This window comes from Arenibaculum sp. (genome assembly GCF_035998295.1).
Lineage (GTDB): Bacteria > Pseudomonadota > Alphaproteobacteria > Azospirillales > Azospirillaceae > DASYHS01.
The window spans coordinates 28570-42987 of the sequence record NZ_DASYHS010000024.1 but is presented as its reverse complement, the minus strand read 5'-3'; the positions used below and the strand labels follow the sequence as shown (position 1 = coordinate 42987).

Genomic DNA, 14418 nt, shown 5'->3' with positions numbered 1-14418 from the left:
AGCCCGACGACGATGCCGCGCAAACGCACGCCCTCCATCCAAGCCCCCGTCCAAGCCGCCCTTCTCGCCGCCTTCGCCCTCCTGGCCGCCTCCCCGGCGCAGGCGGAGGAAGAGCCCCATGTCGAGACCGGAACCGCCTCCTGGTACGGGCCGGGGTTCGAAGGCCGGCCGACCGCGAGCGGCGAGCCGATGCGCCAGAACCGGCTGACGGCCGCCCATCCGTCGCTGCCGCTCGACACGACGGCCAAGGTGACCAACCTGGAGAACGGCCAGTCGGTCGAGGTCAAGATCAACGACCGCGGTCCCTTCGTCGAAGGGCGCGTCATCGACCTGTCGCGCGCGGCCGCCGAGCGGCTGGACATGACCGAGGACGGGACGGCGCCCGTCCGGGTGGAGGCGGAACCGGCTGCGGACGAGGACGGCTGAGGCCGCGTCCGGGGCGCCTGCCGAGATCCCTGCAAATTCAATCGAATTTTCGGAAGTTCAGCGGCATTTCTTTGCGACGGCAAAGTTTTGCATGTCGTTAACCCATCTTTAGGCAATCAGTCGTAGAGTTTTACTATCAGCCGCAAATACCCGCCCTGGAGTTTCCGGTACCATGACCATGATGGCCGCAAGAAAGGCCGAAGCGCCTTCCCGGCATGTCACGTCCGACTCGCTCATCATCCACGGCCTCTTCGTCGTCACGGTGGTGCTCCTGGTCGCCAGCGGCATAACCGGCTGGCTGGAGGCGCATCGCGCGGCACCGGCGGCGCAGCAGTCCGCGCTGCAGGACCCGGTGCAGTCCGCGGCGCAGGCCCCGGTTCAGGCTCCGCTCACCCAGCAGCGCTGACCCGCCGCGCGAAGCGGGTCGGGGAGAAGGCGCCGACGTCGAGCGGCGGCGGCGCCCCGGTCACCAGGTCGGCGACGATCCGGCCGGTGATCCCGGCGAGCGTCAGGCCGAGATGCCCGTGGCCGAAGGCGTGGATGACCGACGGCCGGCCGGGCATCGCCCCGATCACCGGCTTGCTGTCGGGCATCGAGGGGCGGAAGCCCATCCACTCGGACGCGGGCGCACCCTGGACCGGCAGCAGTGCCCGCACGCCGCGCTCCAGCGCGCGCAGGCGCACCGCACGCGCCGGCGCCTCGGTCCCGCCCAGCTCGACCGTGCCCGCGACCCTGAGCCCGTCCGCCATCGGCGTCACGTAGAAGCCGCGCTCGTACCAGCAGACCGGGCGCCGCAGCAGGTTCCCGGCCCCGGGGAAGACGAGATGGTAGCCGCGCTCGGTGTCGAGCGGCACGCGGGCGCCGGCCCCGGCGGCAAGTGCCCGGGACCAGACGCCGGCCGCGAGGACGACGCGCTCGGCCGTGAGGACGCGCCCGTCCCGCAGCACGACGCGTTCGCCGTCCGGCGCGGCGTCGATCGCCGCGACCTCCGCCTGCTCGATCGTGCCGCCGAGGCCCAGGAAGGCCTGCACGAAGCGCTCGGTCAGCGCCAGCGGGCTCACGGTGTGGAAGGCGTCCGGGTAGAGCAGCCCGCGGATGCAGTCCGGCGACAGGTTGGGCTCGAGTTCCTCAAGCTCCCCGCGCTCGAGCGGCACCGCGCACACGCCGCGGCTGCGATACTCCTCGGCCCGGCGCCGGACGTCCTGCGCGCCGGTGCGGGTGTAGACGTAGAGCGCGCCCTCCCGCCGGATCAGGTCCGTCGCCCCGGCCACCTCGAACAGCGGGCGGTAGCCCTCGTCCGCGCGCGAGGTCAGCGAGGCGAGCTCGCGCGTGATGCGCTCGACGGTCGAGGGAGCCGAGGCTGCGACGAAGCGGGCGAGCCAGGGCAGCAGCCTCGGCAGGTACTGCCACCGGATCGCGAGCGGCCCCGACGGGTCGAGCAGCATGCGCGGGACGTTGCGCAGGATGCCGGGCGTCGCGATCGGCTGCACCTCGTAGGTCGCGAAGGTGCCGGCATTGCCGAAGGACGTCCCATGGCCCGGCGCCTGGCGGTCCACCACCGTGACCGGCAGGCCGCGCATGCGCAACGCCAGCGCGGCCGACATCCCGACGATTCCGGCCCCGACGACGATTACCGAAGGCTGCGCCACTTCCCCCTCCCCTGCCCGTTCGGCCCTGCATACGCCGGGGCACGCCGCCAGGCAATCGCCGATGCCGGCCTCTTGACTGTCGCCGGCATATGTTCTCATATTGTTCTTTCTACCGGAACGAGGAGGACGCCCCATGGCCGCTACCGCCGCCCAGCCGCTGGCATCGAGCATCGAACTGTTCTGCCGCATCGCCGCGCGCGGCGCGCCCCTGGCCGAGGCCGCGCGCCGCGCCGGCTGCGCGCCCGGTTCGGCGCCGTGGGCGCGCGCGGACGTCCGGGCCCGCCTCGTCGAGCTGTCCGCCGAGGAGGAGAACCGGCACGAGGCCCTCGTCGAGCAGATGCGCCGGCAGCACGACGAGCTGTACGGCAAGCTGGTCGAGCAGGGGCGGTTCCCCGCCGCCGCCCGCCTGCTGGCCCACCGGTGGCGCTTCGAGAAGGACGTCGGCGCCGTCCGCGCCGTGACCCGGGCCGAGCGCGAGCGCCTGCGCGAGGACCTGCGCGAGGACGTCCGGGACGAGCTGCGCGAGGAACTGCGCGGCAAGGTCCAGGCGGAACTGTTGAAGGAGCTGCGCAAGGAGCTGGCGGGACTGCACGAGGAGATGCGCGACGAGCTGCGCCGCGAGATGCGCGCCGGGACCGTGACGAAACATGACATTCCCGCACGTCTCGACGCCCCGGCGCCGTCTGGTCCGCTGGCCGGCCCGCTGGCCGGCCCGCTGGCCGCCGTCGCTCCGCAGGGCTCCGGCAGCCTGAAGACCCGCCTGCGCGACCAGCCCCTGCCGGTCCCCACCGGCAAGTTCGCCCGGACCGCCTAATCGCGCGAAATTCCCCTCTCCCGTGCAACGGGAGAGGAAATACTCAACCGGATACCGTCCGCGTCCGTCGGATGGGACGGCCGTGGTCGGTGCGGCAGAAGAATGCGCGGCGAGGTCCGGGCGGAACCGGTGGAGGAGATGCGCGCCGGGACCGTGACGAAACATGACGTTCCCGCACGTTTCGGCGCCCCGCTGCCCTCCGGTCCGCTGGCCGACCCGCTGGCCGACCCGCTGGCCGACCGCCGCTCCGCAAGGCGCCGGCAGCCTGAAGGCCCGCCTGACCGCGAATATCCCCTCTCGTCGACCCGCGTTCGGAGCCCTGGCGCCTCGTTCGAACCCTTGCCTCGGGGCGGGCCGATCGATAGCCTGCGCCCAACTCTCCATCCCCGACACCTCTGCCGGATCCCGAGCCGTGCCCCATACCTCCCTTCGCGCCCTGGCGCTCGCCACCACGGCCCTCCTCGCCGCCGGCGCCGCCGCCGCCCAGACTTCGGCTCCCCCGGCCCCGGTCGGACAATGGGCCGGCGGGCCGGTGACGCCTCCGGGTGCGGGCGGCCCGGCCTATTGCGCGACCCAGAACCAGTACGACAGCGGCCTGGCGCTGGTGCTCGCGCGCAACCCGCAGGGCGAGACCAACATCGGCATCTCGGTCCCGGGAGCCGAATTCGCCCAGGGCACCCGGTTCCCGGTTCAGGTCTCGGTCGACGGCGGGACCGAGCGCCAGTTCGACGCGGTCGCCGCCGACGGGTCGATGATCCTGATCCAGACCGGCCGCGACGGCGAGCTGTACGAACAGCTCCGCCGAGGCAGCCGGCTTACGGTGCGCGGCCCCGATGACGACGCCATCTTCGCGCTGAAGGGAACCTCGCAGGCGCTCGCCGACCTGCAGACCTGCGCCGAGCGGATCGCCTCCGGCGCCCCCGCACAGGGGCCCGGGCAGGCACAGGGGCAGGCACAGGGACCTGGACAAGGACAGGCCCGCCCGCCGCTGCCTCCGTCGCTTGCCGCCGTGCTCGCCCGCTCGGGCCTCACGGAGGTGCAGGTACTGAACCTGGACGCGATGCCGCAGGACAAGCGGCCGGCGGACTATGCCTGGCGGTTCGACGGCGTCTTCGGCGGCGTGCGCGAGTTCGACACGGAACCGGGCGCCACCATCGCGGAACTGTCGGAGCAGTATCTCGCTTCCATGAAGCAGGCCTGCCCGGGGACGTTCGAGGCGGTCCCCGCCGAGCCGACGCAGGTCGGGCAGGTCGGCATCCGCACCGCGGAGGCGACGTGCACGGCCACCGACCGCAAGATCAACGTCTCCATGCTGCTCTACCTGACCGGCAACGGCATCTTCACGGTGTTCTTCAACGAGGCCGACGACAGCGCCCGCCAGCGGGCGGTCGAGGCGCGCGACGGCCTCGCGAGGGCGATCCGGGAACTGGCGGAGCGGGAGGCGACCGGTCAGCAGGGACCCGGCTGACCCGCCGCGCGGTCAGTACTCCCACTCGAACCGCAGGCCGACGCGGCCGCCTTTGCGCCCGCCGACGTCGGCCTCCACCTGGACGTTGTCGGTGACGTCCAGTTCGACCTTGGCCCGCGTGCCGCCCTCGCGGACGTCCTGCTCGACGCCGACATAGACGTCCTCCGACAGGTAGCGTCCCGCCCCGAAGCCGGTCGGCCCGCCCCCCTCCTCGCCGCTGGTGATCTCCAGGCGATCGACCCCGATCGAACGGCGGACCCGGTCGAGGATGCCGGGGCCGCCGCCGTACCCGGCGAGCTGCGCCGCGCTCTGGGCGAGCTGGACCGCCTGGAAGGCCGTGAGCTGGCCGGTCGCCCTGCCGAACAGGATGCGCGACAGGACCTCGTCCTGCGGCAGGGCGGGTTGCGAGGACAGCTCGATGTTGGGTTCCGTCACCGGCCCCGTGACGGCGACGATCGCCTTGACGTCGCCCGCCGACGTCTCGGCCGCGAGGTCGAGGCGGGGGATCAGCTGGCCGTCGCCGACGAAGGAAATGTTGCCGCGGGTGAACTCGAACCGTTGCGCCAGGAGGTCGAGCTCGCCCTGGATCATCTCCAGATCGCCGGTGATCCTCGGGTTGGAGACCGTCCCGTCGAGCAGGAGCTCTCCCCCGAGTTCGGCGTCGAGCCCGCGGCCGCGCACGAAGACCTGGTTCTCGGCCGACACGACGACGTCCAGGCCGACCACCATGCCCGGTTCGGCCGCCGCGGGCGCGGGCGCGACGCCCCCGGTGCCGGCGACGGCGGCGTTGGGCCCGCCCGGCTTGCGGCGGGGAATCGGGGGCCGGCCGTCCACCCGCACCGTGGGCCGCTCGCCGTTCACCTCGACCACGTCCAGCTCGACGATTCCCGGCGGCAGGCGGTCGGGCACCCGGATCTCCGCGCGCCGGATGCGGATCTTCCCGGCGAGGTCCGAGCGCTCGAAGGTGCCGGAAAGCAGCAGGTCGGCGCTGACCGACGCGGTCGCGAGGTCGGTGCGCAACAGCCGGGCGTCATTGGCCACGACCTCCACCGAGATCTGGCGCGCCGCCGCCGGGTCGAGGTCGATCGTGCCCTTGGCGCGCAGGTTGCCGCCTCCCGGCGTCCGGCCCGAGAACTCCGACAGGACGAGGCGGGTGCCCTCGCCGACCAGACGCGCCGTCAGGTCGGTGACGACCGCCCCGGTGGCCTGGTTCTCGTAACGGCCGCCGGCGAGGACAGCGGTGCCGCCGACCTGCGGCTCGCCGAGCGTGCCGGTCACGCTCAGGTCGACGTCGAGGGTCCCCTCGACGCGGTCGCCGGTGGCCGCGAGCAGGTCGTCGAACCGCGCGAGATCGACCCGTCCCTGGACCCCGGCGCGCAGCGGCGCCGGGTCGGGTACCGCCGGCACCAGCGTCACCGGGTCCATCACCAGCGGCACCGTCGCCGAGAAACTCAGGTCGACCCCCTCGCGCTCGGTGGTCGCCGTGCCCTCGACCGCCAGTTCCCCGCCGCGCCAGAGGGCCGTCGCCCTGGCGTCGACCCCTTCGACCCCCGCGTCGCGCACGGCCGCAGCCCCGGCGCCGGACAGGCGCACCTCCACCTCGGCCCTGGGATCGGCCGGAGAGCCGGAGAGGACCGCCGTGCCGTCCAGCGTCCCGTCCAACCCGAGCGTCGGGTCGAAGAGCCTCGCGAGATCCAGCGGTATCCGGTCGAGGCGGATCTGCCCCTCCAGCGCGTCGGCACCGATGCGGGCATCCGCCGCGAGGGCGGCGGCGCCGCTGCGCAGACGCAGGTCCTCCACCGCGATGCCGTCGCCGAAGACCAGGGCGGCCGGCTGCGCGAGCTCGAAGGGCTCGTCGCCGTAGATGCCCCGGAAACGGTCGAGTGCCACGCGGCTGGCCTCCCCGCCGGCGGCGAAGGTCCCGGCCGTCTCGATCTGGAAAGGCTGTCCGGCCCCGCCTTCGGCCGAGGCGCGGAAATCCGCACGCTCCAGGCTGCCCTCGGCCTCGGCGCCGAAGACCGCGAGGCTGGCCCCTCCGGCGAGCGCATCGGTCCCCTCCACCTCGACGCTGCCGGCCGGCGTGCCGAGCAGGTCCGCGACCTCGGCGCGCAGGTCGAGGCGCCCGGCCAGGAAGCTGGGCTCGCCGCCGTCGAGCACCCGCAGCCCGTCCACGCCGGCGACGATCCCGACGGACTGGCGCCCCTGCGGGGCCGTGAGCCGGACCTCGAACCCGGTGCTGCCGCGCAGGTCCGTCCCCGCCAGCGCCGCGAACGGCGCGAGATCGGGCACCTGCCCGTCCAGCCGGCCGGCGACGGTCGCGGTGGCGAGGTCCACGGCAAGATCGCCGGCCGCCCGGGCCGACCCGGCCGCCAGTTCGAGCCCGTCGAGCGCCAGCGTGCCGTCACGCAGCGCATAGGTGGTTGCCAGTTGGAGGGGCAGCCCCTCGACCACCGCGGTCAGTTCCGCGCGCCCGCGCGGCCCGGCGGCCAGGTCCCGGACGTCCAGGTCGAGGACCGGGGCGCCGAGCGCCGTGCCCGCGACGACGAGGTCGCGGCCCGCCGCCCGCACGCTCACGACCGGCGCCTCGGGGCTGCCGGTGGCGCTGCCTTCGACGACCAGCCCGCCCGAGAGCGGCTGGCCGACCGCGTCTCCCAGCGCCGCGAGGTCGCCGGCCTCGGCCCGCCAGGACGCCGCCAGATCCCCTCCGGCCAGCGTCGCCTGCCCCGTCACGCCCAGGCGGTCCGCGGAGAGGCGCAGCCCCTCGACCGCGACGTCCCCGCCGGGCGAAACGCCCACGGTGGCCGCGAGATCGACCGCGCCGCCGAGCAGCGCGTCCGCCGGGGGTATCCCGGTCACGAGATCGCGCGCAGCACCCGCGAGCGTCGCTTCCACCGCCCCGCCGGCCAGCGCCACCTCGGCCGTCAGGCCGGCCCCGCCCTCCAGGGGAACGCCGAGGAGCGGTGCGAACGCGGCGAGCGCCGGCACATCCAGCACGACGCGCAGATCCGCGCTCTCGCCGGAAAGCGCGGCGGTGCCCGACACCGAGAGATCGCCGGACGCCGTGCCGGCGATCAGGCGTTCGAGGCGCAGCGTGCCGGCCTCGGGGGCGACGACGGCCGATCCCTCCCAGGTCAGCGTCTCGCCCAAGGCCTGCGCCAGGGCCGGGTCGGGAAGGGCGAGCCCGGCCACCTCGCCGTCGGTCCGGACGGCGAAGGCCGCCGATCCCGCGGGCTCATCCACAGGGTCCGCCCGTACCGTCGCGACGGCCTCCCGCGCGGCGAACCCGGCGACCGCTGGCTGCTCCGCCCGCAAGGTCGCCGTCACCTGCGGCGCGTCTACCGGCCCCGTCAGCGTGCCTTCGAGCGAGAGCGACCGCCAGGAAGCGTCGCCCGCCAGACGCTGGAGCGCCGGCTCCGGCCGGACGTCGACGGCATAGGCCAGGTCCAGGGCGGCGTTCCCGGCCGCATAGGAACCGCTGGCGGAAGCCGTGAGGGCGGCAAGCTCGACCTCGGCCCGCTCTATGCCGAGAGGTCCCGACCCGGGCACCACGACGAGCAGGTCCAGCCGGGGCCGGTCTCCCACCGCCGCGCGGACGTCGTCCGGCAGCGACGCCAGCAGCGCATCGACGGTGCCCGACGCCGAAACGGCGACGCGGTGACCGCCCTGCTCCCCGTCCAGCTCCCCGGCCCGCTCCACGGAAAGGTCGGCGGCGAGCGCGAGGCCGGGGCCGGCGGCCGCCTCCAGGCGGCCCTGCCAGTCCGCGAGCGTGCCGGTGCCGTCGAGGCTCGCCGTCACCGGCGGCTGGCCCGGGAGTCCGGCCAGCCGCGCGATGATGCCGCCCTCGGGCTCGGCGACCGAGAGCGCGAGGTCGAGGCGATCCTCGTCGGGCACCAGCAGGACGTCGAGCGCCACCGACCCGGCGCGGCCGTCGATCCGGTCGACCCCCAGCTTGACCGAGAGGCTGCGCCCCGCCTCGCCGAGCAGCGCCGACCCGGCGACCTGGACCGCCGCGTCCTCGGTCCCCAGCACCGCCTTGCCGAGATGCAGGCGCTCGACGGCGAGCCGGTCGAGCGCCACCGTCACCGGCAGGTCCGGCAGGCCGGGAGGCCCGCCCTCCTCGGTCTCGTCTTCCGGTCCGGACGGCAGGCGGCGCAGATCGAGGCTGCCGACCTCGATCGCATCGACCTGGAGGCGCCGGCGAAGCAGCGCCAGCGGCTCCCAGGCAAGCCGGGCTTCGTCGACGGCGAGCCAGACGCCCTCGTCGTCCGCGACCGCGACGTCGCGGACGACCAGCGTCCCGAACGGCGAGCCTTGCGTCGAGCCGATCTCGACCCGCTGGCCGGGTCCGCTCGCCGCTTCCTCGATCGTGGCGGCAAGCCAGCCCCGCCCCGGTTCGGTGCCGAGCCAGAACACCGCCGCCGCACCGGCCAGGACGAACAGCGCCACCAGCCCGAGCAGGGCGAATACGATGACCTTGAGTACCTTCACTACGCGCGACACCGCCTTCCGGGATCCGTTCCGCCGGTGGCGGACGGGACACATGTCGTGCGCGAATGTGCAAAAGGCCAGAGGCGATCGCCCGAGTCGGCCCTCAGAACGCCTGCCCGATGCTGAGATAGAGCGCCCACCGGTCGTCCCCGGGTTCGGGGTTGAGCGGAACGGCGACGTCGGCGCGCAACGGCCCGAAACCCGTGAAGTAGCGCAGACCCAGGCCGGCCCCCCATTTCAGCTCCTCGTCGAAACTGGGCAGCGTCGTGTCGAAGACGTTGCCGCCGTCCACGAACGGAACGATCCCGATGGTGTCGGTCAGGCGGTAGCGCAGTTCGGCGCCGATCTCGAACAGCGAGCGTCCGCCCCGCGGGTCGCCGAAGGCGTCGGCCGGCCCGACCCTCTGGAAGCCGAAGCCCCGGATCGAACCGCCGCCGCCGGCGTAGAAGCGCTTGTCGGCGGGGATCTCCTCGACCTCGGCTCCGGCGATGCTGCCGAAGGAGACCCGGCCGGCGAGGGTCAAATCGTCCTCCAGGAAGCTCTGGTAGGCGGACGTGGTCCAGCGGCTGGCGAGGAACCGCGCGTCGGCGGCGCCGGACTGGACCCACGGGGTCGTCAGCAGCTCGGTGCGCACGCCTTCGGACGGGTCGAGGAGGTCGTCCGTCACGTCCCACGCGACCGACAGCGGCACGCCGAACAGGGTGCTCGTGGTGGACCGCTCCGCCTCCTGGATGCGGGACCGCTCGACGGTGACGCCGTAACCTGCGGTCAGCCCTCCGGACAGCACCCGCGACAGCCGGACGGACGCGGTCACGGCCTCGCGGTCATAGGCCTCCGGCCGCTCGGTAAGCAGTTCCAGGCTGGCGATCAGGGTCTGGTCGACCGCGAAGACGTCGGGTTTGCGGAACTCGACGTCGATCCCGAAATCCGTCTCCTCGACGACGTCCGCGCTGACGGAATCGACGCCGATGCCGCTGGCGAAACCCGAGATGTCGAACTGCTCGCCGCCGCCGAACAGGTTGCGATGGCCCCAGAACGCCTCGACGCCCAGCCCCTCCGTCGTCGAAAAGGCGACCGCCGCGCCGATCACCCTGCGCGGCCGCTCGACGACCTCCACCACGACCGGCGTCAGCCCGTCGGCGCCGGTCTCCTCGGCCAGGTCCACCCTGACCGACGCGAAGGGGCCGAGATCCGAAATGCGCTCGCGCGCTCGCGCCAGCAGCTCCGGGCGGAAGCGGGCGCCGGGATCCCAGGGGATGCGGCCGCGCACCAGGTCCTCGTCGACCCGCTCCAGCCCTCGGATCGTCACGGGCCCGAGCAGGACGGCGTCGCCCGGGGCGACGACGAAGGTCACGTCCATGGTCCGATCCGAATGGTCGACCACGATCTCGCGGTCGGGGACCTCGGCGAAGGCGTAGCCCCGGGCGACCACCAGCTCCTCCAGGCGGGACTGCGCCGCGACCACGTCGCGCGCGAGCGCCGGCGCGCCCTGCGGCAGCGCGAGCGCGTCGCGCTCGACCGTGACCTCCTCCAGGGGCCGCCCTTCCGGCCCGACGACCGCGACCTCGCCGAAGGTGTAGCGCGGGCCGGGCTCGACGGCGATTCGGACCTCGATGGGATCGGCGGCCGAGTCGACCGCCACGTCGACGGTGCCGGCATAGTAGCCGACCGAGCGGAGCGCCGCCTCGACGCGGCCGCGGTCGGCCTCGATCCGGCGCTGCAGCCCGACGAGGCTGGGAGGCGGATCGTCGGCGAGGCTGAACAGGGAGGAGGCCTCCTCGATCAGCTCGCGCAGCTCCGAGTCGTCGATCCCGGTCAGATCCACGCGGTAGGCCGCCTCCTGCGCAAAGACCGGGGCCGGCAGGGATAGCGGAGTTCCCAGGAGCGGCAGGACGAGGGCGATTCGGGCTGCCACGGTGGGGATGAAGCGGGCGGTCAGGCGACGTCTCCTTTCGGTTCGCGGGCCGGAAGTCGAAGGGATGCCGCTTTCGCCCCTTGCGGTCGCGGCATCCGATCCCCACCCTATTGTCGCAATCGGCGACGTGCCAGGGGACATCCGGACGACCCCTGCCTCGCCGCCCGGTCTTGCCTTTGCGCTCGGCATTCCTATACTGCACCGCAACAGGACCTCCGCCCCGGCACGTCGCGTGTCCGGGTTTTTTTCTTGCGCGCGTCCGGCTCAACGACCGAGAAGCTCCGATGGATCTGCGGAACATCGCCATCATCGCCCATGTCGACCACGGAAAGACGACCCTGGTCGACGCGCTGCTGCGCCAGTCGGGCGCCTTTCGCGAGAACCAGCAGGTTGCCGAGCGCGCGCTCGACAGCAACGACCTGGAACGCGAGCGCGGGATCACCATCCTCGCGAAATGCACGTCCGTGCCTTGGGACGGCATGCGAATCAACATCGTCGACACCCCCGGCCACGCCGATTTCGGCGGCGAAGTCGAACGTATCCTGAGCATGGTCGACGGTGTCGTCGTCCTGGTCGATGCGGCCGAGGGCCCGCTGCCCCAGACCAAGTTCGTGGTCGGCAAGGCCCTGAAGCTCGGCCTGCGGCCGATCGTCGTCGTCAACAAGGTCGACCGCCCCGACGCCCGCGCCCACGAGGTGCACGACGAGGTGTTCGACCTGTTCGCCGGCCTCGACGCCACGGACGAGCAGCTCGATTTCCCAACCCTGTTCGCGTCGGGCCGCAACGGCTGGGCCACGGACGACCTCGAGAACGGCGACCGCAAGGACCTGGCGCCCCTGTTCGAGCTGGTCCGCCGCCACGTCCCCGCCCCGACGGTGGAGCCGGACGCGCCATTCCGCATGCTGGCGACGACGCTCGAGGCGAACCCCTATCTCGGCCGGCTGCTGACCGGGCGGATCGAGGGCGGCAAGGTGCGCCCGAACATGGCGATCAAGGCGCTGTCGCGCGACGGCAAGCAGATCGAGGTCGGACGCATCAGCAAGGTGCTGGCCTTCCGCGGGCTGGAGCGCGTCGGCGTCGAGGAGGCCGAGGCGGGCGACATCGTCGCGATCGCCGGGCTTTCGACCGCCACCGTGGCCGACACGATCTGCGACCCGCAGGTGACCGAGGCGCTGCCCGCGCAGCCGATCGACCCTCCGACCCTGGCGATGACCTTCTCGGTCAACGACAGCCCGCTGGCCGGGCGCGAGGGCGACAAGGTCACGAGCCGCATGATCCGCGACCGCCTTTTCCGCGAGGCGGAAGGCAACGTCGCGCTGCGCATCCGGGAAACCGAGGACGGCGACGCCTACGAGGTGGCCGGGCGCGGCGAACTGCAGCTCGGCATCCTGATCGAGACGATGCGGCGCGAAGGCTTCGAGCTGTCGATCTCGCGTCCCCGCGTGCTGTTCAGGAGCGATCCCGTCAGCGGCCAGCGGCTGGAGCCGATCGAGGAGGCGGTGATCGACGTCGACGAGGAGTACTCGGGCGCCGTCGTCCAGAAGCTGAGCGAGCGGAAGGCCGACCTGGTTGAGATGCGTCCTTCCGGCGGCGGCAAGCAGCGTCTGGTGTTCCACGCGCCGTCCCGGGGCCTGATCGGCTACCTGTCCGAGTTCCTCACCGACACCCGCGGCACCGGCGTCATGAACCGTCTGTTCCACGGCTACGCCCCCTACAAGGGGCCGATCTCCTCGCGCCACACCGGCGTGCTGATCAGCAACGGCGATGGCGAGGCGGTCACCTACGCGCTGTTCAACCTCGAGGACCGCGGGCCGATGCTGATCGATCCCGGCGCCAAGGTCTACCAGGGGATGATCATCGGCGAGCACACGAGGGGCAACGACCTCGAGGTCAACGTCCTGAAGGGCAAGCAGCTCACCAACTTCCGCGCGGCCGGCAAGGACGAGGCGGTCAAGCTGACGCCGCCGATCCAGATGACGCTCGAGCGGGCGCTCAGCTACATCAACGACGACGAGCTGGTCGAGGTGACGCCGAAGACCATCCGCCTGCGCAAGAAACTGTTGGATCCCCACGAGCGCAAGAAGGCGCAAAGGCAGGCCGAGGCCGGCTGAACCGGCCGCCGCCCGCCCTTCTCGCCGTGAAAGAAGGAGGGCCGTCATGCCCCTCGACCGCATCGGCTTGGCCGGGACCGTCCTCGCGCTGGCACTCATCGCGAACGGTCCCGTCCGTGCCGCCCCGTCCGATTTCACCGCCTCGGCCTTGCTGCGCGACTCGGTCGCTCAGCAAGGCCTGATGCGCCACGTCGAGGCGCTCCAGGCCATCGCCGACCGGTCCGGCGGCAACCGCGCCGCTGGAACCGAAGGCTACGACCGGTCGGCCGACTACGTCGCGCGAACGCTCCGGGCGGCCGGCTACGCCGTCACCGAGCAGGAATTCACCTTCCCCCATTTCGCCGAAACGGCGCCGCCCGTGCTCGCCCGCGTCGGCGAGGGGGACGCGCTCTCGCATGTCGCGCGGACGCGCACGATGCGCAATTCCGGCTCCGGCACCGTCGAGGCGCCGCTGGTGCCCGTCGCCCTCGGGCTGGACGGCTCGTCCCCGTCCACCTCGGCCAGCGGCTGCGCGCCGTCCGACTTCGCCGGCTTCGAGACCGGCTCCATTGCCCTGCTGCGGCGCGGGACCTGCTCCTTCACGACCAAAGTCGAGAACGCGGCCGCGGCGGGTGCTGCGGGCGTCGTCGTCATGAATGCCGGGACCGGGGACGCGACCGGGCCCTTCGGCGGGCAGCTCGCGAAGCCTGCCGCGATCCCGGCGGTCGCGATCCCGTTCGATGCCGGGGCGGCGCTCGCCGACGCCGGGCCGATCCGGGTACGCCTCTCGGTATCCGCCGAGGCCCGGACGATCGCGACGCGCAACGTGATCGCCGATCTGCCGGGCACCGACGGTGGCCGGGTCGTCCTGGCGGGCGCCCATCTGGACGGCGTGCCCGAGGGGCCGGGCATCAACGACAACGCCAGCGGAACGGCCGCGGTGCTGGAGGCCGCGGTCCGGCTCGCCCAGCTCGACGCGCCGCCCCGGCGAACGGTCCGTTTCGCGTTCTGGGGCGCCGAGGAACTGGGCCTGCTCGGCTCGCGCCACTACGTGGACACCCTTCCGGCCGAAGAGCTGGCGCGCATCGAGGCCGTGCTGAACTTCGACATGCTGGGCTCGGTCAACGGAGTGCCGCTCGTCTACGACGGCGACGGTTCGTCGGAGGGGCCCGCCGCACCCGACGGCTCGGCCGGGATCGAGCGCATGTTCCGGGACTACTTCGCCGCCGCCGGGGAGGAGGTGAAGGAGATCTCCTATGGCGGCTCGTCGGACCATGCGTCCTTCGCCGCGCGCGGCATCCCCGTCGGCGGCCTCTACACCGGGTCCATGGAGGTCAAGAGCGCCGAGAGCGCGGAGCGCTGGGGCGGTACCGCCGGCCAGCCGCTCGACCCCTGCTACCATGAGGCCTGCGACGACACCGGCAACGTCGACGCGGCCCTCCTCGACCGCATGGCCGACGCCGCCGCCCACGGGGTGCTGACGCTGGCGCGACGCGCGATGCCGGCGGGCTGAGGGCGGCTGGCCGAGGGTAACGGACAGGAACGATGCCGGGACCGGTCGGTTGAAC

At 73.0% G+C, this 14418-nt stretch carries 9 protein-coding genes; 6 read left to right on the top strand and 3 right to left on the bottom strand.

Annotated elements, in window-relative coordinates:
* Window positions 1-12: 12 nt before the first annotated feature.
* Both VGO20_RS02155 and VGO20_RS02150 read left to right on the top strand, forming a co-directional pair.
* Window positions 13-426, top strand: a complete 414-nt coding sequence (locus tag VGO20_RS02155) for a septal ring lytic transglycosylase RlpA family protein (protein WP_327500634.1) — start codon at window positions 13-15, stop codon at window positions 424-426.
* 172 nt (window positions 427-598) lie between these two features.
* The gene (locus VGO20_RS02150; protein WP_327500633.1) at window positions 599-832 is read left to right on the top strand and encodes a hypothetical protein; all 234 of its coding nucleotides are present in this window, start codon (window positions 599-601) and stop codon (window positions 830-832) included.
* Here VGO20_RS02150 and VGO20_RS02145 read toward each other — a convergent pair.
* Window positions 816-2075 carry an NAD(P)/FAD-dependent oxidoreductase gene (locus VGO20_RS02145; RefSeq protein ID WP_327500632.1) on the bottom strand — a complete coding sequence of 420 codons (1260 nt, stop codon included), beginning with the start codon at window positions 2073-2075 and terminating at the stop codon, window positions 816-818. The two genes, VGO20_RS02150 and VGO20_RS02145, sit on opposite strands and share 17 nt — an antisense overlap.
* Before the next feature lie 133 nt (window positions 2076-2208).
* On the opposite strand from VGO20_RS02145, the gene VGO20_RS02140 reads away from it, so the two are divergent.
* On the top strand, window positions 2209-2889 hold the full coding sequence (locus VGO20_RS02140) for a hypothetical protein (protein WP_327500631.1): 681 nt from the start codon (window positions 2209-2211) through the stop codon (window positions 2887-2889).
* A 412-nt stretch (window positions 2890-3301) separates the two neighbouring features.
* Complete coding sequence (locus VGO20_RS02135; protein WP_327500630.1) at window positions 3302-4357, top strand: hypothetical protein; 1056 nt, start codon at window positions 3302-3304, stop codon at window positions 4355-4357.
* Window positions 4358-4369: 12 nt separating this feature from the next.
* Here VGO20_RS02135 and VGO20_RS02130 read toward each other — a convergent pair whose 3' ends face one another.
* Window positions 4370-8845 (bottom strand): translocation/assembly module TamB domain-containing protein, encoded by a 4476-nt coding sequence (locus tag VGO20_RS02130; RefSeq protein ID WP_327500629.1) that lies wholly within the window; start codon window positions 8843-8845, stop codon window positions 4370-4372.
* A gap of 103 nt (window positions 8846-8948) precedes the next feature.
* A complete protein-coding gene (locus VGO20_RS02125; RefSeq protein WP_327500628.1) occupies window positions 8949-10670 on the bottom strand; it encodes an autotransporter assembly complex protein TamA in 1722 nt (573 codons plus the stop codon).
* Window positions 10671-11044: 374 nt separating this feature from the next.
* Between VGO20_RS02125 and typA the strand changes: the two genes are divergently transcribed.
* Entirely contained in the window at window positions 11045-12871 is a 1827-nt protein-coding gene (gene typA / locus VGO20_RS02120; protein WP_327500627.1) for a translational GTPase TypA, read from the top strand.
* Window positions 12872-12917: 46 nt separating this feature from the next.
* Window positions 12918-14363 (top strand): M20/M25/M40 family metallo-hydrolase, encoded by a 1446-nt coding sequence (locus VGO20_RS02115; protein ID WP_327500626.1) that lies wholly within the window; start codon window positions 12918-12920, stop codon window positions 14361-14363.
* The last annotated feature ends 55 nt before the right edge of the window (window positions 14364-14418 follow it).

What these genes read in the sequence shown, in the direction of transcription:
- VGO20_RS02155 (WP_327500634.1), top strand. Translation starts at nt 13, where the DNA reads ATGCCGCGCAAACGCACGCCCTCCATCCAAGCCCCCGTCCAAGCCGCC.
- VGO20_RS02150 (WP_327500633.1), top strand. Translation starts at nt 599, where the DNA reads ATGACCATGATGGCCGCAAGAAAGGCCGAAGCGCCTTCCCGGCATGTC.
- VGO20_RS02140 (WP_327500631.1), top strand. Translation starts at nt 2,209, where the DNA reads ATGGCCGCTACCGCCGCCCAGCCGCTGGCATCGAGCATCGAACTGTTC.
- typA (WP_327500627.1), top strand. Translation starts at nt 11,045, where the DNA reads ATGGATCTGCGGAACATCGCCATCATCGCCCATGTCGACCACGGAAAG.
- VGO20_RS02115 (WP_327500626.1), top strand. Translation starts at nt 12,918, where the DNA reads ATGCCCCTCGACCGCATCGGCTTGGCCGGGACCGTCCTCGCGCTGGCA.